Origin of the sequence: Niallia circulans NBRC 13626 (genome assembly GCF_001591585.1) — a bacterium.
Classification (GTDB): domain Bacteria; phylum Bacillota; class Bacilli; order Bacillales; family Cytobacillaceae; genus Niallia; species Niallia circulans.
Genome location: NZ_BCVE01000035.1, coordinates 1 through 25,085, shown reverse-complemented (window position 1 = coordinate 25,085; position 25,085 = coordinate 1). Strand labels below are relative to the sequence as shown.

The window sequence follows — 25,085 nt, the reverse complement described above, 5'->3', positions numbered from 1 at the left end:
TCGAATTTGGCTGATAAGCCCTCAACTTTGGCTGATAAGCCCTCAACTTTGGCTGATATCCTAAAAAATCGTACCTCACTTTTGCCTATTTCTCAGTTCTTTTTATTAATTTCCTTAAACGATTCAATCATATGCTGCCGAAACTGTCTTGCTACATAAGAATAATGTCTATTTTTTAACCAAGCGAAACCAACCATTTGATAACAATGGGGATTCTTTAGACGAATGATTTTACTATTAGTTAGTTGTTTGCCTAAAAAAGAATATTGAGGGTAAAAGGAAATACCTTGTCCTTCGTCAACAAGCTGCAAAACTATCGATAGTTCCGTTCCTTCAAATACAATATTAGGTGTGAAGCCAGCTTGTATACAACATTGTTCAAACATACTTATAGATTCTAATCCTGATTTATAGCCAATAAATCGTTCATTTTTTACATCTTGTAAATCAATTTCATCTAAGTGTGCTAGTCGATGATTTTTTGGAACGATTAAATCCAACCGTTCTTTTAAGACAGGCAGCCATTCTATATCCGGCCCTGTTATGGGTGTATTGGAAACACATAATTCAATTTCTCCCCGCATTAACCGTTCCTTTGCAATAAAATCAGGTAATATCGATTGTTGAATCCGTACATTTGGTCTTCTTTCATAGAAACGTTTGAATATAGAAGGAAGAATGGTGGAACTCATGACACTAACCGATACTTGATCTTCCTCTATTTCAGCCATTTCTTGAATTGTTTCATGGGCATCTTCTAAGATTCTTAGAGCGTGTTCTACTTCTTTCGCATAAAACTTCCCATAATTATTCAACCGAATATTCTTCCCATTTCTATTGAATAAAGGAACACCTAAATCCTCTTCTAACCTAGCGATTGTTTTGCTTAGTGATGATTGTGAAATATCTAATTGAAGTGCTGCTTGAGACATATGCTCAGTCTTGGCAACAGTGAGAAAGTAGTGTAACTGTAATAATTGCATACGAACCCCTCTTATGAATCATAATAAATATACATATTCCTTTGCTTCTATTGTATCCATTTTCGGAAAGGATTACGATAAAAACGAATTCACAAATCTGTCACATTTAAATTAAACATCTATAAGGAGTAGGTCATATGAAGATTAAAGCAGCCGTTACCCCAGGGCAAGGTAAAGATTTTCTTTTAGAAGAAGTAGAATTAGCTGCCCCAAAAGCAAATGAAGTATTAGTGAAAATTGTTGCAACTGGTGTATGTCATACAGATGCAGTTGCTCGTGATGCAGCAATTGCTCCACTACCTGCAGTACTTGGACATGAAGGAGCAGGGATTATTGAAGAAGTTGGTTCAGGCGTTACACGTCTAGCAAAAGGGGATCATGTTGTATTATCCTTTTCACATTGTGGACATTGTGAAAATTGTTTAACAGGTCATCCAACTGTTTGTGAAACATTTAATGACTTGAACTTTGGCGGTGCTCATGATGATCATACTCATCGCTTATCTAAAGATGGGAAACCACTTTCCACTTTCTTTGGTCAATCTTCCTTTGGTACATTTGCAATTGCTCATGAGCGTAACATTGTTAAAGTGGATAAAGAGGTAGATTTAGCACTTTTAGGACCTTTAGGTTGTGGAATCCAAACAGGAGCAGGTACTGTTTTAAATAAAATCAAGCCTGAATTTGGAGCTACTATTGCTATATATGGTGCAGGTGCCGTTGGCTTAAGTGCTATTATGGCTGCTAAAATAGTTGGCTGTAAAACAATCATTGCTGTTGATATTCATGATTCACGGTTAGAGCTTGCCAAAGAACTTGGTGCAACACATGCATTCAACGGAACAAAAGTAGATGTTGTTAAAGAAATTAAGGAATTAACAAAGGGCGGAACAAAATATGCAGTCGATACAACTGGCTTTCCTCCAGTAGTTCGTCAATGCTTACAAGCACTGCGTCCATTAGGTGTGGCAGCAGTAGTAGGAGTTACACCTGAAATGAATATTGATGTCCATAATGATATAATGGCAGAAGGAAAAACAATGATGGGTGTCATTGAAGGGGACTCTGTACCAAATGTTTTTATCCCACAGCTAGTAGAATACTACAAAAACGGTCAATTCCCATTTGATAAGTTAGTTAAATTCTATGACTTTAATCAAATTAATGAGGCTTTCGAAGCTTCTAAAAACGGAGAAGCGATTAAACCAATACTACGAATAAGTTAATAATTTAAAAATAGGAAAAGTGGCGTTAAATAGATCTATATCGACTATTGGACGCCACTTCTCTGTTCATTTATTTAAATCATTACCTCCAGCAATAAGGCCCTCAGAAACTTTCTTTTTTATCCGACTATCTTCCTGAAAAAATTGGTGAAGGGAACTTTTTACTTTAATTATTCGTAATCCTTTTTGACTTAATAAAATATATTAGGAGGAGAATTTTTGAATTTTGTTGCCTGGATGATTGTTGCTAGTGAAATAGGCTTTTGGATTGTGATTATTTTAGGATTACTAATTAGATATGTTTTTAAAAGAGAGAAATTAGGCTTTTTCTTTTTAGCGCTAACACCAGTAATTGATTTGCTTTTATTGATTACAACAAGTTTGGATATGTATCGAGGAGCTACCGCAACCACTGCACATGCCATTGCTGCTGTTTATATTGGCGTTTCGATTGCATTTGGAAAAGACATGATTAAATGGGCGGATGAGAGATTCCGGTATTACGTTGCAAAACAAGGAGCTAAACCTATTTCATTGTTTGGGATGGCATATGCTAAGCATTACTTGAAAAGTTGGGGGAAACATGTGTTAGCTTATGCTATTGGGGCAGGGATATTACTAGGCTTAATTTTTTTCATCAAGGATACTGCTCGCACAGAAGCACTAGACGGTGTACTAAAATTATGGACAGTAGTATTAGGCATTGACCTGATTATTGCGATTTCAAATTTTATATGGCCAAAAAAGAAAAAGGATTAGAGGAAGAATTTTTCTTCCTCCATTATTTTATTCATTAATATTCAGGGCAATCTCTTCTAATTCTTCTTTAACTTGGCCAATAAGGGAAATAGCTGATCCGATGGCTTGAATCCAGCTGCCTAATACACCGATATTTTGTTGGTTAAGGTTACTTATTCCATGTAATTGTTCTGTTCCCCTTAGTGCCTGCAAAGAATTTCCAATCCCCTGAAGCAAACCACCAATTATATTTTCGATTCTTCCATTTGCTGTATGATCAAAAAATTCATCTGTAAGCCCGACAAAGCTGCCTAATGCTTGAAGCCAATTGCCTGTAATAATTAGTTTCTGCTCTGTTGGGGTGTTGCTCCATTTATAAAGAAGCAAGCCGGTTATAACCGTTGAATTTCCAATTGCCTGAATTTCATCTCCTAGTTTTTCTAATGAAATAGTCCCTTGTCCGTCAGCTTGTAATGCGCTGCCTGTTCCTTGTAATATATTGCCAAATAAACGAAGCTGATAATTTGTTTCTCTAGACAAGTGGAAAGAGGGGGTAATTCCGATAGCTGCTTGGATAGTACCAATCGTATTGATAGCTGCTCCGAATATTTCTTTAAAATGACCATTCATTCCATATCAACCGCCCATTCCTTTACAATAACTAACATATTCAAAAATGTTTTAAATGGGATAAAAACGAGCTGGATATAATAAAAACAACTTGGAATAAAGTTTCCAAGTTGTTTTTTCACCCTTTTATTTGCTGCCGAAGCTTCCAGAAAATTGCTTTACTACTGCTTGGATTTCCTCTAATCTTTCTGGTTTTATTAGACTGATCATTTTAGGCAGAAACTGTTCTATATCATTTTGGGAAAAAGTACCCTCGTCTTGTTTTCGGAAGTTATCCATTAGTATAGCCTTTGCTTCTTCTTCTTTACCCTCTTGTACTCGCTGTAAGATAAAAGCTAAAAACTTTTCTTGCCCTTGCTTGTCCATTTCGTTGTCCTCCTAATAGTATTTATCTTTGTTTATTATAAACGTAAAAGCTGTTCTCTAAAATATGAATTTTAATATAAATGAGGATAAGTAGATCAACCAATGAGATTCTAGCCAAGCTATTCTTTTTTTTGATGGACTACTTCGTGTTATTATTAGTCCTAAATATGAGTAGATATGGTTATAGAATAAGCTTCTACCTGTTAGTGAAAGAGGCGGGGTATGAGTAGTCCTACAATTTAAATAAGGAGAACTAAATGCAATGATAAAATTTGAAAATGTATCAAAAAGATACACTGATGGAACAGCAGCAGTTGATTCAGTTGAATTAGAAATTAAGCAAGGGGAATTTTTTGTTATTATCGGACCAAGTGGTTGTGGGAAAACAACGACATTAAAGATGATTAATCGTTTAATTCCTCTTTCAGATGGCACCATTTATATAAAGGGGAAAAAAATAAGCGAGTATGATATTCATGAATTACGGTGGAATATTGGCTATGTGCTCCAACAAATTGCTTTGTTTCCCCATATGACAATTGAAGAGAATATCGCAATAGTTCCTGAATTAAAACAGTGGGAAAGAGACAGAATTAAACAACGAACCGACGAGCTTTTAGAAATGGTTGGTCTCGATCACCAAACATACGCCAATCGAAAGCCTAGTGAGCTATCAGGAGGAGAACAGCAAAGAGTTGGGGTTATTCGTGCTCTTGCGGCAGATCCAGAGATTCTATTAATGGATGAACCCTTTAGTGCCTTGGATCCGCTTAGCCGTGAAAAGTTACAAGATGATATGTTGGACTTAAAGAAAAATCTAAAAAAAACGACTGTATTTGTTACACATGATATGCAAGAAGCTTTAAAACTAGCAGATAGAATTTGCATTATGAAAAAAGGGAGGGTCGTTCAGATTGGTACCCCTCAAGAACTTATTACGAATCCTGCTAATGATTTTGTGAAGAACTTTGTTGGAAATAAACATGATAGCTGGAGCAATGATTTTCAACTGGAGAACTTATTAGAGCCAATTATGGAAGAAGAGGATATGCAAAAAAATCAAGTGAGTGCACCAATTACTGCTACTATGCAAGAGATAGTAGATTTGCTAGTGGAGTATGAACAAGTAATAATCGAACGAGATGGAACGCCTATTGGATTGGTTAATCGCAGGTCAATAATGAAATATGTATCTTCTAGTCTACTTCAGAAAGGGGTGTAAGGAATGAAGGAGCTGACACAAGTATTTCAAGACAGAAAGTCCGAATTAGCGAGCGCATTGTTTGAGCATATTCAAATATCCTTTATTGCGCTCTTTTTTGCAGTCATCATTGCTATTCCACTAGGAATTTATATTACTAGACATAGGAAGGTGGCCGAAGGGATAGTAGGAATCACATCTGTTATTCAAACAATCCCTTCTTTGGCATTATTAGGTATTTTGATTCCATTATTCGGAATTGGCAGAGTGCCGGCAATCATTGCTTTAGTTGCATATGCTTTGCTGCCAATTTTAAGAAATACATATACAGGAATTAAAGAAGTAGATCCGTCCTTAATTGAAGCGGCTCGAGCGATGGGGATGAATACAAGAAGAAGATTATTCAAGGTAGAAATTCCTCTTGCGATGCCAGTTATTATGGCAGGGATTCGGACAGCCATGGTGTTAATTGTAGGAACAGCCACTCTTGCTGCTTTAATTGGAGCTGGAGGTCTTGGCGATATTATTCTATTAGGTATTGATCGCAATAACACAAATCTAATTCTTCTAGGGGCGATTCCAGCAGCATTGCTTGCTCTTCTGTTTGACTACTTATTGAAAAAATTTGAGCAGCTATCCTATAAAAAAGCCTTTATTTCTGTTGGAGTGATTGCACTTTTATCGCTTTTAATAATTCTCATGCCATTAATAGGGCAGAAGGAGGAAGAGATTGTTATTGGGGGCAAATTAGGGTCTGAGCCAGAAGTTCTCATTAATATGTATAAAATACTTATTGAAGAAAAAACAGATCTACAAGTAGAACTGAAGCCGGGGTTAGGGAAAACCTCTTTTGTGTTTCAAGCATTGCAAACAGGAAGCATTGATCTTTATCCAGAATTTACAGGGACAGCCATTTCCGAATTTCTAAAGGAAACAGCTACTAGTACAAATCGGGAGGAAGTATATCGACAAGCAAGGGATGGTATGTTAAAAAAATATCAAATGATAATGTTAGAGCCGATGCAGTATAATAACACCTATGCATTAGCAGCTTCCAAGAGTCTTGCAGACCAATTCCAACTAGAATCAATTTCTGATCTGAAAGGGATAGAAGAGCAAATACAGGCAGGTTTTACATTGGAATTTTCAGATCGAGAAGATGGGTATCAAGGGATTCAGCATCTTTATGAACTTACCCTTCCTAATCTTGTAACAATGGAGCCTAAATTACGTTATGTAGCAGTTGAATCAGGTGAAATTAACTTAGTCGATGCCTACTCCACAGATAGTGAGTTGCAGCAATACCAATTAAAGGTGCTAGAAGATGATCAAAATTTATTCCCGCCATACCAAGGGGCTCCTCTAATGAAAGAAGAAACGGCAAAAGAGCATCCTGAAATGGTAGAAGCACTAAACCAGTTAGCGGGAAAAATAAGCGATGACGATATGAGAGAAATGAATTATCAAGTAAATGTAGAAGGGGAAAGTCCGCGTGAAGTTGCCGAACAGTATTTGAAAAAAGCAGGTATTATTCAATAGGGAACATTGATTTTAATTCTATTTTTGGGAAAGCAGACCTAGCGCAGGATGGAGTAGTAATCTCAAAGCCCTTTCTGGCAAGAAGGAGGACAAAAGAAACAGAGCTACGTTCTTATGTCTTTTTCGCAAAGAGCTGAAGGAACCAAATTTCAGGCAAATCGCTTAGATTGAGAATCCTCTAAAAGATATAGAAAGAGTCATTCCAATGGGTAAATTAAAAAGATAAAGAGAAATGTAAAGAAAACAAAGTAGATTAAGGGGGAGTTCACGAAATGTTTATTGTCAATGTAGAAGGAGTTGTTAGAAGAGCGGGTAAGTGGTTGATTGTGGAAAGAAGTAGAAAAGAGGAACACGCTGGGGGGATGCTCTCCCTTGTAGGCGGAAAAGTAGATTTGGAAGGAAATTCCATAGATATTCTTGAAAGAACGGTAAAACGAGAAATTTTAGAAGAAGTAGGTGTGACTGTTGCAGATAAAATGGAATATGTACATAGTACCTCATTCGTAACTGATAGTGGGAAGCTTGTAATTGATATAGTATTTCTATGCGAGCATGAGCAAGGAGAAGCATTTGCTAAAAGTCCTGATGAAGTAGAAAATATAGAATGGCTGACAACTGAAGAGGTATTAGGTCATCCACAAGCACCTAGTTATGTAAAAGAAAGTATAAAGCGAGCGGCAGTATTGCTTCAAAAGTAAGCTTTATTAGGATAATCTACTTTAATTATTCTATGTGTAGTACCACCATTTGAGTATTGGGAAGCGATAGTAAGTAATACCAGTTTAAATATAGGTACTTAGTGAAAAAGATAACAGGATAACTGTTATCTTTTTTTTTGAATATTTACAAAAAATAACATTAGATAGATTGCTTTTAACGTTATTTACAAAACCTTTACATTCAGTCAATAGAATATTTACACTGGAGATTTATCATACTATTAGACAAGAAATGACATAAATAGTTGCTATTCTTTTTGGAGGTAAATCATGGTCATTATAAAAAAACTAAAAATAGTACTCTCGTTACTGTCTATACTCCTTTTATTATCAGCATGTTCAAGTAATGAAGAAACCGAACTATCAACAAATGACAGTAATCCAATATCGATTTCAGGATCTACTTCCGTTGGACCACTTGCTGAGAAATTAGCAGCAAAATATCATGAACACGATCAAACTAAAATTGAAATAAATCAAATTGGATCTTCCGCAGGAATTACAAATGCGATGAGTGGCGTTTCTGAAATTGGAATGTCTTCACGAGATTTAAAAGATGAAGAAAAAGGAAAATTAAAAGAAGTAGTTATTGCTTATGATGGAATAGTAGTTGTAACACATCCTAGCAATAAAGTGAAAGAATTGTCATTAGAACAAGTAAAGCAAATATTCACAGGGAAAGTGACAAACTGGAGTCAGCTTGGCGGCGATGATATGGAGATTGTGGTTGTTTCCCGTGAGGATGGCTCTGGTTCACGTGATGCTTTCCAAGAAATTGTAGGCTATAGCTCAGGTGAATTAATTAGAAACTCTATCATTGCCAGCGGAAATGGAAATATTAAAACAACAGTTGCAAATAATAAACATGCTGTTGGCTTCATTTCTTTTGAGTATATTGACGATGCTATCTCGACTATCGACATTGATGGCGTTGCTGCTACTGCTGAAAATGTATTAGAGCAAAAATATAAGTTAGCACGGCCATTTTTGTTTGTCTATAAAGATGGGAGTTTAACTGCAAATGGGCAGAAGTTCATCGATTTTATTCTAAGTGATGAAGGGCAAAAAATTGCAGCAGAGGCAGGAGCAATTCCTATTAAGTAATACCAAAATCTTTAGAAGTAATCTTGGAGGAAAATAGAGTGTCTATTCAAACAACCGAAAAGCAAGCCTCAGCAATGGGCAAAGCAAATAAGAGGAAATATATGTTTGAGAAGGTTTCGGCAAGGGTTTTCTTGTTTTGTGCCCTTCTTTCCGTAATCAGCTTAGTATTAATTATTGGGTTTGTTTTCTATAAAGGGGCCCACCCTTTTATTGCAGAAGGATTTAGTTTTTTTGATTTTCTTTTTGGAGTCGACTGGGTGCCTAGTGAAGGAAAATTCGGGATATGGCCCATGATTGTCGCATCTCTGTATGCAACCATAGGAGCACTTATTATTGGAGTTCCCATCGGATTATTCACAGCCATCTTCTTGGCGGAAATAGCATCAAAGCCAATAGCTAAAATTGTTTCACCAGCCATTCAGCTTTTAGCTGGTATTCCATCAGTTTTATATGGTGTTTTTGGCCTAGCAATTATCGTACCTTTTTTACAAAATACATTAGGGTTAGTAAAGGGACAAAGTTTATTAGCGGTTATTTTAGTATTAGCAATTATGATGCTGCCAACGATTGTAACAGTCGCGGAGACAGCGATTCGCGCTGTGCCAAGAACATACCGGGAAGGATCCCTTGCGCTTGGTGTATCAGAAATTGGAACGATCTTTAAGGTTGTTGTCCCCGCAGCGAAGTCAGGTATTATGACAGCCATTGTATTGGGCTTAGGTCGAGCGATCGGTGAGACAATGGCGGTTATTCTCGTTGCTGGTAACAGTTTGATTGTGCCAGCAAGCTTAACAGATAGTATACGCCCACTGACAACAAACATTGCATTGGAAATGGGCTATGCAGCGGGGACACATCAAGAAATGTTATTTGCAACTGGGATTGTATTATTCTCGTTTATATTAATTTTGAATTTTGTTTTAGCGAAAATTAGTGCGAAGGGTGGCAAATAAGATGAGACAAATGAAAGATAACTTGTTACGCGGACTTCTTTGGCTTTCTGCTTTCTTGTCTGTTGCTGTCCTTGTTATGATTGTTGGATATATCTTTTATAAAGGAGCGCACTTAATCAGCTTCGATTTTATTTTTGGCGACTATTCTCCAAGTGGCGGCGGTGGAATTTGGCCGATGATTGTTACAACGATTTACACGATTGTCATTTCCTTGCTGATTGCCACACCAATAGGAATATTAGCAGCCGTTTATTTACAAGAGTATGCGAAACAAGGCCGATTGGTAAAAATAATTCGCTTTGCAACAGAAAGTTTAACAGGTATTCCCTCGATTATTTATGGTTTATTTGGGGCAGTATTCTTTGTAACCACCTTGAAATTAGGAATGTCTATTTTAGCGGCATCTTTGACATTAACGATTATCGTACTGCCAGTTATTATCCGAACAACTGAGGAATCTTTAAAGACAGTTCCGCCTACTTATCGTGAAGGGTCATTAGCCCTTGGCACAACAAGATTGCAAACATTGTATAAAGTTATTTTACCAAGTGCGATGCCTGGGATTTTATCAGGAATTATTTTATCCATCGGAAGAATAGTTGGAGAGTCAGCAGCTATTTTCTTAACGGCAGGAACAGTTGCTGCCATGCCAGAGGGCCTGCTGTCCTCCGCTCGTACGCTAACGGTTCATTCTTTTTTAGTAACACAAGAGTCTGGAGATATTGAATTAGCCGCAGCAGTTGGTATTGTGTTAATCGTCATTATTCTTGCTATAAACCTTATCGCAACATTTATATCGAAAAAGTTAAACAAAGCAGACTACTAATTTTTAAAGGGGTATGTTTATGACTACAACAGTAACGGAAAAAAGTCAAAAGAAAACAGGGAAAGCATTCTTAAAGGTTGGTCAAGAAGATACAGCTGGTGCATCGAAAATTAGTGTAAGTGACCTAAATTTATTTTACGGTGAAAAACAGGCTTTGTTTGGAGTAACTCTGGATATTGAAGAAAAGAAAGTAACAGCTTTAATCGGACCTTCTGGCTGTGGGAAGTCAACTTTCCTAAGAACATTGAATCGCATGAATGATTTAATTGATGGTGTAAAAATTGCAGGGGATATTATTATTGATGGTGAAAATATCTATTCTTCCAATGATGTTATTAAGCTTCGTACAAGAGTCGGGATGGTTTTTCAAAAGCCGAATTTGTTCCCGATGAGTATTTATGACAATGTGGCTTATGGTCCAAGAATGCAAGGTATTAAAAATAAAAAAGAATTAAATAAAATTGTCGAAGAGAGTTTGCGTGGGGCAGCGATTTGGGACGAAGTAAAAGATCGGTTAAAGACATCTGCACTTGGCTTATCGGGTGGACAGCAGCAGCGTGTATGTATAGCTCGTGCCATTGCTATGAAGCCAGACGTTATTTTAATGGATGAGCCTACTTCTGCTTTAGATCCAATTTCTACATTGAAGGTAGAAGAGCTGATTACAAAAATGAAAAAAGATTATACAATTGTTATTGTTACACACAATATGCAGCAAGCAGCAAGGATTTCCGACAAAACAGCCTTTTTCTTAAATGGTGAAGTTGTAGAATATGATGAAACGAATAAGATTTTTTCTACACCAAGAGATCAGCGCACAGAAGATTATGTAACAGGTCGATTTGGATAATAGGAGGAACTAATGGTCATTCGAGAAAACTTTGAGAAGAAGCTAGGAGAGTTAAAAGAAAAAATCAGTGAAATGGGCGAAATGTCCATTACTCAGTTAGAAGAAGCTTTTGATGCGTTAAAGGCGCAAGATGTTGAAATTGCTTTAAATGTAATGGAAGAGGATAATGACATTGATAATTTAGAATCTGAAATTAATCATTTTGCGATTTGGCTAATGGCGAAGGAACAGCCAGTTGCAAGAGATTTACGTGTTGTAATTGGTGTTATCAAAATTTCCTCCGAAATTGAGCGTGTAGCTGATTTTGCCGTAAACATCGCTAAAGCAACTATTAAGATAGGAAAAGCAACTTCGCTTCTGGATTTAACCCATTTAGAGAAAATGAAGGAACTATCAATTGAAATGCTGCAAAAAGCAGTAAAATCCTTTATAGAGGAAGATATTGTGCTTGCAAAGGAAGTAAGTAAGTTAGAAGATAAAGTGGATGATTATTATTTAGAAACCTATAAAAAATTGACAGCCTATTTAAGTGAACATCCCGAAGAAACCAATCAGCTAGTTCAATTATTATTTATCAACCGTTATTTGGAAAGAACAGCTGACCATATAACCAATATGGCGGAAAGCACTGGGTATTTGATTAAAGGGAAGATTTATGATTTTAATTCCTAAGGGAAAAGCAATTCGAAAAAAAATAGACCTTTATCTCTTATCGATTGAGTTCTTATCCTAATATTAAAGTCACCAATTCAGAAGAATTGGTGACTTTAATATTGACAAAAACCTCATAATAAATAGAAAATCATAATAAATAGAAAATATTGTTAACAATTATGTATTTCGTCATCTGTATCAAATTTCGTAAAATCAATTCATTTTCATCCAACTAAATTTGTGTCTTCTTTTTTATTTACTAACTATAATTTTGGTAGCGGTTTCATTTAGGTTGCATATGGAGTAACCTTTCTTTAATTTTATATGAGCTAGACCAATCAATGAGTAGGTTAGGGGAAGAAAGTATGAAAAACAAAGGCTATATCTTGTTAGTAATTCTGCTTATATTCGTTAGTGCATGTGAAAATAAACAGGCAACTAGCATTCGTATCAAAAGTAACTCCCATGAACAAGCGATCTATAAAGAGCCATTGTCTAATCAAGATAAGGAAAAGATAATTTCTTTTGTTACAAAGTCTCTTGATAATCCAGTTTTCATAGAAGCAAAGGAAGAAGCAGAACGAGTAAGCTCTCAGTTAGGGGTGAAAATGGAATGGTTAGCCCCGATGGTAGTAGATAGTCAGGAGCAAGAAAAAATAGTGGAGAGTTTAATCGAAAGAAAGGTAGATGGTATTGTTATCAGTGTCTTGGATACAAAGAAAATGACTCCGCTTATCAATAAAGCAGTATCACAAGGGATAAAGGTGGCTACTTTTGATTCAGATGCACCGGCAAGCAATCGGGCATTTTATGTTGGAACGAATAATTATGAACTTGGACAAGAAAGTGGAAAATCTTTGGTGAAAATAGTAAAAGAAAAAAATTTGCATCAGCGTCATCTCAGAGTTTTGATTATGACTGGGGTGAAGGAAAGTGTCAATATGCAAGAGAGAATCGAAGGATTTAAAGATGCAACGGAAGAATTAGATTTAGAGTTTGTTGATATGGTAGAATCCTATGATGACATAAATCGCGCTTCAGAGCTTCTAGAGAATTATGTGAAAAAGAATCCTCATTTTGACTTGTTTTTTAGTGCTGGAGCATGGCCGTTATTTTCTCCTCCTGAAGGGATGATTTCATATAAAAGGTGGAAAGAAAATGGCGGTATAGCTGTGATTGTTGATACATTTTATCCAATAGTATTTGCTGCCGATAAAGGATTAGCAGATGCGCTAGTTGGACAAGATTTTAAAGGGATGGGACGTCTTAGTGTTGAGAATATGTATAAATTAATTAATGGGGACGAAGTAAAAGAAACTATGATATATACGGGATTGGAATATGGCAATGTAGATAATTATGAAGATTTGTTAAAAAGAAAAAAGCCGTGGGAGATAAAATAAATGAGGAAATGGCTGAAATGGATCGATCGTTATAGTATCCGAACAAAAATGATTGTCTGCTTCTTGGCACTTAGTCTTATCCCGTTATTAATTCTTGGTTATCTTTCCTATCAATATTACATTAATGATCTCCAAAATAGTATCAATGTTTATACCAATGAAGTAATTGAACGTGTGGATAAAAATATAGAAACATACATTTTAGATATCGAGAATATTCTAGAAATCTATGATGATTATTACACAATTCAGTACTTAAGGCTGAATGAAGCAGGAGATATAGATGGGATACAGAAATATACTGTTCGTTTATGGGAAACGATAGAACTAATTAGGAATATGAAATCCGATTTGGTGGATATAAGAATCATTTCTCATACAGGAGAGACAATAAGCGCTCAAGGTGTATATTGGAGCGATATGAATGACCCTTTTTTTACGAATATGCGAAAAATAGATGAAGAGCAATTTGCAGTAAAGTCACCTTATATGGATATGTTTAATCGTAATGTTTTTTCTATTGGAAAGAAAATTTTATCTCCTAGTTTAAGTGAACCAGCTTATTTAATTATTGATATTGATGTAAATCTATTGAATCGAATTGTAAACGATATCAAATTAGGAGAGAAAGGGTATGTCTATTTTACAGATAGAACAGGGGAGGAAGAGTTTTTCCCGGAAGATACTAGTCATCCTATGTTTATAAAGGAACTAATGAACAATGATAGATTGTTAAATTCAGATAAAGGATCATTTGAAGAAGCTGTAAAGGGAAAGCATTATCTTGTTAACTTTAAACAATCTGAGATTACAGGTTGGAATATTATTGGGGTCACTTATGCAGATGAACTTAATGAAGACATAAATAAAATCCGGCAGATAACCCTTATAATTGCTGTGGGCAGTCTTCTGCTCGTTGTGCTAATAAGTGTTTATTTAACGAATATTTTAACAAATCCAATTCGTGATTTGCGCAGAACAATTAAACGGTTTGCAGATAATAATTTAGCCATTCGAGCACAAGTCAAAACGAACGATGAAATGGGGCAACTAGCAAATAGTTTTAATGAATTAATGAATCGAATTCAATGGCTTGTTCAAAAAACGATGGATGATCAAGTGAAAATCCGCAAAATAGAGATGAAAGCACTACAAGAATTAATAAAACCTCATTTTGTTTATAATACATTAGACTCGATTATTGGATTGTTAGAGCAAGAGCGGATTGAAGAAGCGCTTGATTTAATAGAAGCACTTGGCATGTTTTTTCGAACATCGTTAAGTCATGGAAAGGATGTCATTCTTATTGGTGCGGAAATCGAACATATTCGTAACTATTTTACGATTCAAAAGTTTCGCTTTTTTAATAAATTTGATACGAAAGTAGAAGTAGACGAAGAGATATTAAATTATGAAACGGTCAAGCTTATTTTGCAGCCATTGGTAGAGAATGCGATTTATCATGGAGTAAGACGGATGAAAGCGAAGGGGCTAATTGAAATTAAAGGAAAAGAAAAGGAGGGAGTAGTGGTTCTAGAAGTCAGGGATAATGGGGTGGGAATGTCAGTTGAAAAGGTAAATCACATTAATAATGTTCTAACAGGAATAGAGAAAATAGAGGATGAAAATGAATATTTTGGCATTCGAAATGTGAATGAGCGAATAAAATTAACCTATGGAATGGAGTATGGAATTTATTTTAAAAGTAAACCAGATGCGGGAACATCTGTAACAATCATTTTACCTATTGTAAAAATATGAGGAGGAATCCTATGTTTAATTTATTGGTTGTAGAAGATGAAGATATGATTCGTCACAAAATAATCAATAATACGAATTGGTTAAGTCATGGTTTCCAACAAGTATTTGAAGCGGAAAATGGTTCAGAAGCAGTAACAATTTTAGCTGAAAACCGTATTGATATTCTGATTACCGACATCAAAATGCCAGAAATGGATGGCATTCAATTAACAAAACATGTGAAAGAGTTTTATCCAGAAATAAAAGTAATCATTATTTCAGGTCATGCAGACTTTGACTTTGCAAGAAAGTCGATTACTTTAAAGGTTTGTGATTATATGCTAAAGCCTTTTCAATCTAAGAATCTATTAAAACTCGTATTAAATGTAAAGAATGATTTGATTCGGGATAAGGGAGAACAAGAAAATGTAGAAAAAATGAAAAGGCAATTGCAAGAAAATAAGCATTCTTTACGAGAAAAACTAATCCAGAATCTCCTGACCAATAGTTTTGTGGGAGATCTAGAGACTGATTTGAAATATGTGGAAATGGAACATCTTAAGGATACCCCCTTTTTTGTAGCCGTCCTAAATATTGAACAACTCCAAACAGCTCGAAGTGAAATGGAGGAAAATGAAAAGTATTTATTTAATGTATCCATCTATAAGCGACTTTCTCATCTGCTAGAAAAGAAATGGGGGCAGTTTTCTGAACGTGGTCAGATAGAAAAGGGATATATCTTAAATTATAAAATGGATCAAATTGTGTTAATTGTATTCGAAGATATCGAGCGCATTAGACATCAACTAAGCAAGTTTATTCAGAAAGAATATCAGGAAAGAGGCATCTCTTTAACAATTGGTATAGGCGATAGGTATAATCAATTACTTGATTTATATTTATCCTATGAAGAAGCTTGTTCTGCAGCTGCATTAAGTCGAATTCACGGTTCTGGTGATGTGTATTTCTATCATAATATTATCAGCAACCATACTTATTACAGCAAGCAATTACATAAAATAGTAAATCATAAAATTTATCAGGATTTAAAATCAGGTGACTTTGAAGAAGTAAAAAAGGACGTAGCGGAATTGCTTGCAGAACTTAAGAATGAAAGTATTCCATATGAAGCAGTGGCAACAGCCATTAATAATATTGTATTTATGTCCTGTAAGACAATAAATGAACAAGGGTACGATGTGAACGAAATATTCGGAGAAACGGGACTACCCATCTTTAATCAAGAGAATAATTTTACTTATAAAGAAATAGAGGATTGCTTATATTCCTTTTATTCGGCTATTCATTCCTTCATCGAATCAAAACGTGGTAATCGAACAGAAAGGCTTATTATGGAAATGAAGGAGTACATGAATGAAAACTTTGCCGAGAATATTTCCCTAACGAGCCTATCCCGTGAATTTAATATAAGTCCTAGCTATTTAAGCATATTATTTCGAGAAATCACTTCCCAACATTTCAGTGAATATTTAACAAATATACGTATCCGAAAGGGGAAAGAACTGCTCAAGAATACAGATTTACGTATTAAAGAAATTGCCGCACAAATAGGGTATAGAGATGCGTATTACTTTAGCTCCGTATTTAAAAAAGTAACAGGGGTTAATCCTACTCAGTATCGTGATGAGTAAAATGGGGGGGAAGGTTAACAGCAAAAGAATTGTAGTGAAACACTATGCAAAAAAGCATTCATCCATGATGAGTGTTTTTTTATTTATTCCACTTTTAATATAGCAGTAATACTTCAACTGATGGAAGTTTTTTTTATGAAGAAGAAAATAGGAAATTCAAAAAATATTAAAGGATTATCAAAAATATTCTATTTCCAATAGTTATAAAAAAATATATCCTTTTTGTGAAAGCGTTTTATAAATGGTTTAGAGGAGGGAAGAGACGAAGTCATTTCTACTCAACTATATGTTTTAGAATACGGAAAGTCGGCTTTATATTCGGTAATCAACTTATGTCTACTAATAGACCAAAGCAATCAATCCAATCTTATCGATTATCTTAAAATTAGGGGGATATTTTCATGAAAAAATGTAAGGGTTTACTTTCCTTTGTACTTATTCTATCTCTAATGTTCATCATGGCTGCATGTGGACAGGATGCAAATGGTACACCAGCAAATGAGAAAGGAAATAAGGACGGAGGAGGAACAGAAAAAAATAAGGTCACAATTGGTCTTTCTGTCTCTGATTTAACCTTAGAGCGTTGGCAACATGATCGTGATTTTTTTGTTGAAAAAGCAGAAGAGCTAGGAGCAAATGTGTTAGTACAATCAGCAAATGGTGATGAGGCAAAACAATTATCGCAAATACAAAATATGCTTTCACAAGGTATCGATGCACTAGTTATTATTGCTATCAATTCAGATGCCCTGTCAACGGTAGTAGATCAAGCTAAGGCCGAAGGGATTCCTGTGTTAGCATATGACCGATTAATTAATGGAACGGATATTGACGCCTACGTTTCATTCGATAATGTACGGGTTGGGGAAATGCAAGCAGAGTATCTTGTTGAAAAAGTACCCTCAGGAAAGTATTTCTTAATGGGAGGATCACCAACTGATAATAATGCCAAGATGTTTAGAGAAGGACAGATGAATATTATTCAGCCGCTAGTTGATAAAGGTAATATTGAAATTGTCGGTGATCAATGGGCAAAAGATTGGGATGCAAATGAAGCATTGAAAATTATGGAGAACGCTTTAACTGCCAATAAGAATGATATTGATGCAGTAGTGGCATCTAATGATAGTACTGCCGGGGGAGCAATTCAAGCACTAGAAGCACAGGATTTAGCTGGAAAAGTAGTTATTTCTGGCCAAGATGCAGACTTAGCAGGAGTGCAGCGTATTGCAGAAGGTGTTCAAACAATGACCGTTTATAAACCAATTAAGGCAATTGCAACAAAGAGCGCTGAAGTAGCTGTTCAACTAGGAAAAGGAGAAAAAGTGTCATCTGATTCAACTGTTAATAATGGAAAGATAGATGTGCCATTTATAAAATTGGATCCAATTAAAGTAGGTAAAGAGAACATTGTTGACACTGTAGTTAAAGATGGATTCCATTCATATGATGATATCTATAAAAATGTTCCAGAAAATGAACGACCAGAACGTCCGTAAGTCTCAAAATATTTAATTAAAGGGGGAGCAGCTAATGCTTTCCCTGACTAATAGGTGGTGAATGAATAATGGACACATATGCGCTTCAAATGAAAGGGATTGTGAAAGAATTTCCGGGTGTTAAGGCTTTAGATAATGTTACCTTTTCCGTAAAGAGGGGGGAGATTCATGCCCTTTGCGGAGAAAATGGTGCGGGGAAATCAACATTAATGAAAATCTTAAGTGGCGTTTATCCACATGGAACCTATGAAGGTGACATCATCATTAATGGTCAAACAGTTCAGTTTAAATCTATTAAAGAATCGCAGGAGGCAGGAATTGGTATTATCTATCAAGAGCTTGCGCTTGTAGGGGAAATGTCAGTAGCCGAGAATCTTTTTCTTGGTCATGAGTTAATGAGAAAAAGAATAATCAATTGGAACGAAATTTATGTAGAGGCCCAAAAGTGGCTCGATCATATTGGGTTAAATATTGATCCGCAAACAAAAGTTGCCGATTTAACAGTCGGGAAACAGCAACTGGTAGAAATAGCAAAAGCTTTAACGAAAAAAACAAGCATACTCATTTTGGATGAACCAACTGCTGCTTTAACAGAAAGTGATGTAGAAATCTTAATCAATTTATTGCAAGATCTACGTTCACAAGGAGTTACCTGCATCTATATTTCTCATAAATTAGGAGAAGTTATGTCACTTGCTGATTCGGTCACCATATTAAGAGATGGTCAGACTATTAGCACTAATTCCATTGAGGAATTATCAGAGGATAAAATAGTCACAAAGATGGTTGGAAGAGAATTAACAGAACTGTTCCCATATGAGGAGCATGCTATTAGTAAAGAAAATATTTTAGAAGTGAAAGACTATACTGTCTATGATGAGCAAGGAAATAAAATCATTAATCAAGTTTCCTTTTTACTTAAAAAGGGAGAAATCTTAGGATTTTCAGGATTAATGGGAGCCGGACGATCAGAATTATTTATTAGTCTCTTCGGTGGATTCAAAGGAAAAAAAGAAGGAAAGGTCATCATAGATGGAAAAGAAACAAATATCCAAAAACCTGCTGATGCAATTAAAGAAGGATTAGCGTATGTTTCAGAGGATCGTAAGCGCTACGGTCTTGTGTTAGGAATGGATATAACAAAAAATACGACGTTAGCGGCGTTAAATAAAGTTGTTAAGCTAAATGTTATTGATCAGGCATTAGAAGTGAAAAGTGCAACAGATATAACGGAAAAAATGAAGTTAAAAGCACCGAGCTTAGAAGCAAGAGTTGGACAACTAAGTGGTGGAAACCAACAAAAAGTAGTTCTAAGTAAGTGGCTGTTAAATAACCCGAAAATATTAGTTCTTGATGAACCGACAAGAGGAATTGACGTTGGAGCGAAATATGAAATCTATAAGATTATTAATGAACTTGTCCAACAGGGGGTCGGAATTGTTATTATTTCATCTGAACTGCCTGAAGTATTAGGAATGTCAGATAGAGTGCTAGTTATGGCTGAGGGTGAAATTTCTGGCGAATTTTTACGTGAAGAAGCTACCCAAGAAAAAATTATGACATGCGCCACAGGAGGGAAGAAAAATGAATATTCAACATCAAACAGTTGAAGAGAGCAAGAAAAGAGAAATAAGCTTTAAAGTGGATATGCAATCTTACACACTTATTATCGCTCTACTATTGATTGCATTAATATTTGGTTTTTTCACTGGAGGTGAATTTCTTTCTTCCCGAAATATCTCTAACTTATTTACGCAAATGTCCGTTATTTCCGTCCTTGCTATTGGGATGACGCTAATAATTGTTGCAGGTCATATTGATCTATCAGTTGGAGCATTAGTAGGATTAACAGGAGGAATCGCGGCAATTTTGCAAGTCTGGTATGATTGGAATACTCTTTTAGTAGTCCTTTGTGCAGTAGTCGTGGGAGCGCTTTTAGGATTATGGCAAGGATGGTGGGTTGCTTACCGAGCTGTTCCTGCCTTTATTGTTACACTAGGAGGAATGCTTATCTTCCGAGGTATACTCATTGGTATAAGTAAGGGACAAACAGTTGCACCAATGAGTGATAGTTTTAAAAAAATTGGAACTAGTTATTTTCCATACATTCCTGGATATATTCTTGCATTAGTTAGTATCGCTTTGTTATTCCTTTGGACGACCAAACATCGTACAAAACGAAAAAATATGGGCTTAATGATCCCTGCTGCTAAGATAGACTATGGTAAGACTGTAGCCTATTCCTTTTTTATCCTGCTAGCAACCTATATGTTGAATCGGTATTTAGGTATTCCAATTCCAATCTTAATCGTTTTAGCAATTGCTGCAATTTTTATCTTTATTTCAAATAAAACGCCTTTCGGCCGATATGTCTATGCAATTGGGGGAAACCAAGAGGCAGCGGCATTGTCAGGGATTAATATAAAATGGAATACGCTGTGGGTGTTTATTACGATGGGAGGACTTGCTGGTGTGGCGGGTGTTCTGTTAACAAGTAGATTAAATGCAGCAACCGTAAGTGCGGGGAATATGTATGAGCTTGATGCGATTGCTGCATGTGTTATCGGTGGAACTAGTCTAATAGGAGGAAAAGGAAAAATTGTTGGAGCGCTAATTGGTGCTTTAATTATGGCTAGTATCGATAATGGGATGAGTATGATGAATATCCAAACCTTTTGGCAATATATAGTAAAAGGGCTTATTTTAATTATTGCCGTTTGGATTGATATATCAAGCAAGAAGTAAATGAATAATAGGTTAGTTTAATCGGAATGGAAGAATCCTTACCTTGTAAAAAGGTGAGGATTTTTTTGTGATGAAAATAGGTAAAGCAAATACAACGAAAAAAACATATTCTAAAGTGAGATGAGCGAATATTTTTAAAGTAGAGAATAAAATTGCATAAAATTAGTACCAGGTAATAGTAATTGGTGTTAAAATAAAAGTAAATGAATAATGAGGTGATGTGAATGTCAATTTCCAAAGCACGTATTACAGCGATTGGTTCATACGTTCCCGAACGTATTTTAACAAATAATGATTTAGAAAAAATGGTGGAAACAAATGATGAGTGGATTGTAAAGCGAACAGGTATTAAGGAAAGAAGAATTGCGGATGAGCAGGAATTTACAAGCAATCTTAGCTATAAAGCAGTCCTTGATTTAATGGAACGATACGATAAAACAGTTGATGATGTTGATTTAATCATTGTTTGTACGATGACTCCTGAATATAAAACACCGAGTGTGGCTTCCAGCCTGCAGGCTAAGCTAGGAATAAAGAATACAGGAGCAATGGATTTAAATGCAGCCTGTGCAGGATTTACTTATGGATTATATGTAGCCAATGGATTGGTTACATCTGGACTAAATAAAAAAGTTTTGGTTGTAGGGGCGGAAACATTATCCAAAATTACAGACTTTACGGATCGAACAACATGTATTCTTTTTGGAGATGGAGCAGGAGCTGTACTGGTAGAGTATGATGAAACAGAACCAAGCTTTCTTTCTTCTCATATCGGATCAGAAGGAGAAGGGGGGCAGCATTTATATTGCACCAGTCTAGCTACTCAAATGAATGGTGTTGACTTACAGGGAAATGGCTGTATTGTTCAAAATGGGAGAGAAGTCTATAAATGGGCTGTTAAAACAGTTACTAATGGGATGAAAATTGTTGCTGAAAGAGGAAATAGGACTTTAAATGAGATAGATTGGTTTGTCCCCCATAGTGCGAATTTAAGAATGCTAGAATCCATTTGCGAGAAAAGTAATTTTCCAATCGAACAAACTTTATATAGTTTAGTTAACTACGGAAATACCTCTTCTGGTACGATCCCATTGTCATTGGATATCGGAGTGAAAGAAGGGAAATTAAAGCAAGGGAATCATGTATTATTATATGGATTCGGCGGTGGTCTAGCACATGCTGGATTATTAATTAAATGGACGATTTGATAAGAAGAAACGGTGGCTTATTAGTAGAATCAAACGTTTGTTTAATCAAAAAGCTTATTTCCTTTAAAAACAGAAGCAAGAAGTTACTCCTTTATGATAAGATGAGTGTAACAAAATCTTAGAATATGCCTTATCCCTCTGGCTTATCTACTTAGAAGGAGTATGTATCAGAATGAACTGTCCAATTTAATAATCTCCGTTATTAATGAATAACTTAATTATTTTTTAATTAGCGGGGGATAAAGCATGAAATTAAATAAGAACTTTACATTATTATTGAATGGGCAGTCTTTTGCCAATATAGGGGATGTCCTCTATATGGTGAGTATTATTAATTTGATCTATACCGTAAAGGAATCAGCAACAGCGGCATCATTTGTGCCGTTTACGATTACAACTAGTATGTTTATTTCAAGTATTTTAACACCACTTTTCGTGAGAAAAATTCGATTGAATCGGTTATTAGCTGGATCCCAAATGGGAAAGACCGGATTGCTCTTACTACTAGGGTTTATCTTACCAGGAATAACAGAAGCGAATTACTTTATCATCTTTATGATTATAGGTCTTATCGCATTTCTTGATGGCTGTGCCAATCCAATTACAAGAACTTTAATTCCATATTATGTTAGACCGGAAAAATTAATGAAAGCAAATGGGATGGTAGAAACAGTGACACAGCTGATTCAGGCCGGAATGTGGTTTGTAGGAAGCTTGTTTCTTCTTTTTTTAAGTCCACAGAATCTTATTTGGTTTGTTTGCTGTTTATTTTTTGTCTCAAGTTGTTTATTATGCCTTTTAGAAAACGTAGATGGGAAAACAATAGAGTCAGCGGGGAAACTAGAACAAATAAAAGCGGGCTGGAAAACACTGTTTCATACGCCTGTGTTAAGAAAAATGGCTTTCGTGGAATCTTTAGAAAGTCTCGCTGGAACGGTATGGATTGCAGCTGTTTTATACGTGTTTATTCAGGATGCTTTAAAGGTGGACCAACAGTGGTGGGGCTTTATGAATGGAACATTCTTTTTAGGATTAATTTTGGGAAGTCTCTATTGCATGAACTATTCTTCTTTTGTGGAAAGAAAATTAGGAGCGTTTTTAGCAGCAGGCTCTTTTATAAGCTTTCTACTAACGATTTTATTTAGTTTAAACAGCATTCCTATCCTTGCATTAGGTATATCATTCGGTGTTGGTATTGTTACACAAATAAAAAGTATACCGCAGCAAACTGTTATTCAAACAAGCGTTCCCAAAGAACAGCTATCAACCGTGTACACTTCTCTTGGAGCAATTGGTACAGGGATTTTCGGGATAGGCTCCTTATTGATGGGGTTACTGGCAGACTTATTAGGGGTAAGGATAGTCTTCCTTTTCTCAGGTGTTCTCCTTGCATTGGTCAGTATGATTATATATAAAAATAAATCTTTATTTCGTATTCAAAGCCATTTAGAAAAAGAGTAAATGTCATTTATCGAAAACTCGACCTTAACCAATAGGTCGAGTTTTTTTGAATGAGATATTCTAAAAATATTGAATGTATAATTCGAATGATTTAGAATAAAAGAAAATAGATGGAGGTGTTTTGCTAATGAAAGTATTCAGTACAACAGGCCGGAAACAAGAAACATATCAAGTTGAAATGAATTATTCTTTATTATGGGAATGTGCATTGGGGATCGCTGCGATTACCAATGCACGTTTACTAGATTCATTAGATCAGCCGATGAGTTATTGGAAAAATGTCCGAACAAACCTTTCTCAGAATTTACAAGCGCAACTAGACTACGTAGAAGCGAATAATACATGGAAAGCATTACTGCAATTACTTCATCAACAGGATTTTGCGAGTCTGGACGTATTTACTGAATATATAAATAAACTAACGGAGAGAGAATTAATCTATCAATGTATTCCGTTTATAAGTGAAAGCCATCAACCTATCAGAGAGCAAGCAGCCGCTAGAAGCAGAGAAGCGATAGAACAGTTAAAAGAAGCTACAAAAGATAACCCTTTTTTCCCAACCTATATTTCTTTTATCTGCCAAGTTGATTCTCAGCAATTAAAGCAGCATCTCATCACCGTGATGAGTGGATGGTATGAAGCAGTTATAGAACCAGATAGAGAAAAACTTACATCCATTTTACAAACAGATGTCTCCATAAAGGAAAAAATGAGACAGAAAATGAATCCAGAAGAATTTGTAGAATGGGCTACAGGAGGAATACGATATACACCCGAGCCGAGTGTTCATAAAGTATTACTCATTCCTCAATACATCTATCGTCCGTGGAATATTACAGCAGATATAGAAGGGACAAAAGTCTATTACTACCCGGTTTCCAATGAAAGTATTTCGCCGAGCGATAAATATATGCCGAGTAACTTTCTAGTTTTAAAGCACAAGGCATTGGGCGATGAAGTTCGACTAAGAATGGTAAAACTATTATTTGAACAAAGTCGAACGCTCCAAGACATAACAGAAAAATTAGAAATGGGAAAATCCACGATTCACCATCATTTAAAAATATTGAGATCAGCACAGCTAGTAGGAATAGAAGATGGAAAATATGTATTAAAAAGGAGTGCAATTACCTCTTTAGCAAAAGAATTAGAGCAATACATTCAACAATAAACGATTTGAAGGAGATTAAAGAATTAAAGAGTGAAAGGAGGGATATCTTATCTAGAGTAGGGAGAGGAGTTAGCTAAAGGAGGTGGTATATCAGCCAAACTGGAGGGTATATCAGCCAAAGGGAGGAGGGAATCAGCCAAACTAGGAAAATATCAGCCAAAGGGAGGGGGAAATCAGCCAAACTGGGAAAATATCAGCCAAAGCGGGAAGAGAATCAGCCAAACTGGGAAAATATCAGCCAAAGGGAGGAGGAAATCAGCCAAACTAGAGAAATATCAGTCAAAGCGAGGGGGAAATCAGCCAAACTAGGAAAATATCAGCCAAAGGGAGGGGGGAATCAGCCAAACTGGGAAAATATCAGCCAAAGCGGGGAGGAAATTAGCCAAACTAGGAAAATATCAGCCAAAGGGAGGGGGG

22 protein-coding genes are annotated in these 25,085 nt (G+C 35.8%); 19 read left to right on the top strand and 3 right to left on the bottom strand.

All coding sequences use genetic code 11. The annotated features are described in order from the left end of the window. Nucleotides 1-92: 92 nt before the first annotated feature. Nucleotides 93-983 carry a LysR family transcriptional regulator gene (locus BCI01S_RS23585; RefSeq protein WP_047941678.1) on the bottom strand — a complete coding sequence of 297 codons (891 nt, stop codon included), beginning with the start codon at nucleotides 981-983 and terminating at the stop codon, nucleotides 93-95. A 137-nt stretch (nucleotides 984-1,120) separates the two neighbouring features. On the opposite strand from BCI01S_RS23585, the gene BCI01S_RS23580 reads away from it, so the two are divergent. Both BCI01S_RS23580 and BCI01S_RS23575 read left to right on the top strand, forming a co-directional pair. After that, complete coding sequence (locus BCI01S_RS23580; protein WP_061801255.1) at nucleotides 1,121-2,209, top strand: NAD(P)-dependent alcohol dehydrogenase; 1,089 nt, start codon at nucleotides 1,121-1,123, stop codon at nucleotides 2,207-2,209. A gap of 219 nt (nucleotides 2,210-2,428) precedes the next feature. Next, a complete protein-coding gene (locus BCI01S_RS23575; protein WP_047941676.1) occupies nucleotides 2,429-2,968 on the top strand; it encodes a hypothetical protein in 540 nt (179 codons plus the stop codon). A 27-nt stretch (nucleotides 2,969-2,995) separates the two neighbouring features. Here the strand turns inward: BCI01S_RS23575 and BCI01S_RS23570 are convergent, their stop codons facing one another. Continuing rightward, nucleotides 2,996-3,577 (bottom strand): DUF6944 family repetitive protein, encoded by a 582-nt coding sequence (locus BCI01S_RS23570; RefSeq protein WP_061801254.1) that lies wholly within the window; start codon nucleotides 3,575-3,577, stop codon nucleotides 2,996-2,998. A 126-nt stretch (nucleotides 3,578-3,703) separates the two neighbouring features. Beyond that, entirely contained in the window at nucleotides 3,704-3,943 is a 240-nt protein-coding gene (locus BCI01S_RS23565; protein ID WP_047941674.1) for a hypothetical protein, read from the bottom strand. Nucleotides 3,944-4,205: 262 nt separating this feature from the next. Here BCI01S_RS23565 and BCI01S_RS23560 point away from each other — a divergent pair, with 262 nt between their 5' ends. From BCI01S_RS23560 to BCI01S_RS23480, 17 genes are all read left to right on the top strand, one after another. Continuing rightward, entirely contained in the window at nucleotides 4,206-5,165 is a 960-nt protein-coding gene (locus BCI01S_RS23560) for an ABC transporter ATP-binding protein (protein WP_047941673.1), read from the top strand. 3 nt (nucleotides 5,166-5,168) lie between these two features. Then, nucleotides 5,169-6,683 carry an osmoprotectant update ABC transporter permease/substrate-binding subunit OpuFB gene (opuFB, locus tag BCI01S_RS23555; RefSeq protein ID WP_061801253.1) on the top strand — a complete coding sequence of 505 codons (1,515 nt, stop codon included), beginning with the start codon at nucleotides 5,169-5,171 and terminating at the stop codon, nucleotides 6,681-6,683. A 272-nt stretch (nucleotides 6,684-6,955) separates the two neighbouring features. Beyond that, entirely contained in the window at nucleotides 6,956-7,381 is a 426-nt protein-coding gene (locus BCI01S_RS23550; protein ID WP_061801252.1) for an NUDIX domain-containing protein, read from the top strand. 291 nt (nucleotides 7,382-7,672) lie between these two features. Further along, a complete protein-coding gene (locus BCI01S_RS23545) occupies nucleotides 7,673-8,506 on the top strand; it encodes a phosphate ABC transporter substrate-binding protein (RefSeq protein ID WP_095259177.1) in 834 nt (277 codons plus the stop codon). Between the two features lie 38 nt (nucleotides 8,507-8,544). Continuing rightward, entirely contained in the window at nucleotides 8,545-9,459 is a 915-nt protein-coding gene (gene pstC, locus BCI01S_RS23540) for a phosphate ABC transporter permease subunit PstC (protein WP_235844567.1), read from the top strand. A 1-nt stretch (nucleotide 9,460) separates the two neighbouring features. Continuing rightward, nucleotides 9,461-10,285 carry a phosphate ABC transporter permease PstA gene (gene pstA / locus BCI01S_RS23535; RefSeq protein WP_047941670.1) on the top strand — a complete coding sequence of 275 codons (825 nt, stop codon included), beginning with the start codon at nucleotides 9,461-9,463 and terminating at the stop codon, nucleotides 10,283-10,285. A gap of 19 nt (nucleotides 10,286-10,304) precedes the next feature. Beyond that, entirely contained in the window at nucleotides 10,305-11,135 is an 831-nt protein-coding gene (gene pstB, locus BCI01S_RS23530) for a phosphate ABC transporter ATP-binding protein PstB (protein WP_047941669.1), read from the top strand. 12 nt (nucleotides 11,136-11,147) lie between these two features. Then, nucleotides 11,148-11,807, top strand: coding sequence for a phosphate signaling complex protein PhoU (gene phoU / locus BCI01S_RS23525; RefSeq protein WP_047941668.1), 660 nt, complete (start codon nucleotides 11,148-11,150; stop codon nucleotides 11,805-11,807). A gap of 347 nt (nucleotides 11,808-12,154) precedes the next feature. Continuing rightward, on the top strand, nucleotides 12,155-13,192 hold the full coding sequence (locus BCI01S_RS23520) for a substrate-binding domain-containing protein (RefSeq protein WP_053215640.1): 1,038 nt from the start codon (nucleotides 12,155-12,157) through the stop codon (nucleotides 13,190-13,192). Next, on the top strand, nucleotides 13,193-14,953 hold the full coding sequence (locus BCI01S_RS23515) for a sensor histidine kinase (protein ID WP_061801251.1): 1,761 nt from the start codon (nucleotides 13,193-13,195) through the stop codon (nucleotides 14,951-14,953). It abuts the gene before it with no gap. Between the two features lie 11 nt (nucleotides 14,954-14,964). Beyond that, on the top strand, nucleotides 14,965-16,584 hold the full coding sequence (locus BCI01S_RS23510; protein ID WP_061801250.1) for a response regulator: 1,620 nt from the start codon (nucleotides 14,965-14,967) through the stop codon (nucleotides 16,582-16,584). 401 nt (nucleotides 16,585-16,985) lie between these two features. Next, nucleotides 16,986-18,083: a D-xylose ABC transporter substrate-binding protein gene (xylF, locus tag BCI01S_RS23505; RefSeq protein ID WP_061801249.1), complete on the top strand. Its 1,098-nt coding sequence runs from the start codon at nucleotides 16,986-16,988 to the stop codon at nucleotides 18,081-18,083. Between the two features lie 68 nt (nucleotides 18,084-18,151). Beyond that, nucleotides 18,152-19,693, top strand: a complete 1,542-nt coding sequence (locus BCI01S_RS23500) for a xylose ABC transporter ATP-binding protein (protein WP_061801248.1) — start codon at nucleotides 18,152-18,154, stop codon at nucleotides 19,691-19,693. Next, nucleotides 19,668-20,828 (top strand): sugar ABC transporter permease, encoded by a 1,161-nt coding sequence (locus tag BCI01S_RS23495; protein WP_061801247.1) that lies wholly within the window; start codon nucleotides 19,668-19,670, stop codon nucleotides 20,826-20,828. The genes BCI01S_RS23500 and BCI01S_RS23495 overlap by 26 nt, the downstream gene beginning before the upstream one ends. 224 nt (nucleotides 20,829-21,052) lie before the next feature. Then, a complete protein-coding gene (locus BCI01S_RS23490) occupies nucleotides 21,053-22,036 on the top strand; it encodes a ketoacyl-ACP synthase III (RefSeq protein ID WP_061801246.1) in 984 nt (327 codons plus the stop codon). A 246-nt stretch (nucleotides 22,037-22,282) separates the two neighbouring features. Then, on the top strand, nucleotides 22,283-23,497 hold the full coding sequence (locus BCI01S_RS23485) for an MFS transporter (protein WP_061801245.1): 1,215 nt from the start codon (nucleotides 22,283-22,285) through the stop codon (nucleotides 23,495-23,497). 127 nt (nucleotides 23,498-23,624) lie between these two features. After that, a complete protein-coding gene (locus BCI01S_RS23480; protein ID WP_061801244.1) occupies nucleotides 23,625-24,668 on the top strand; it encodes an ArsR/SmtB family transcription factor in 1,044 nt (347 codons plus the stop codon). The last annotated feature ends 417 nt before the right edge of the window (nucleotides 24,669-25,085 follow it).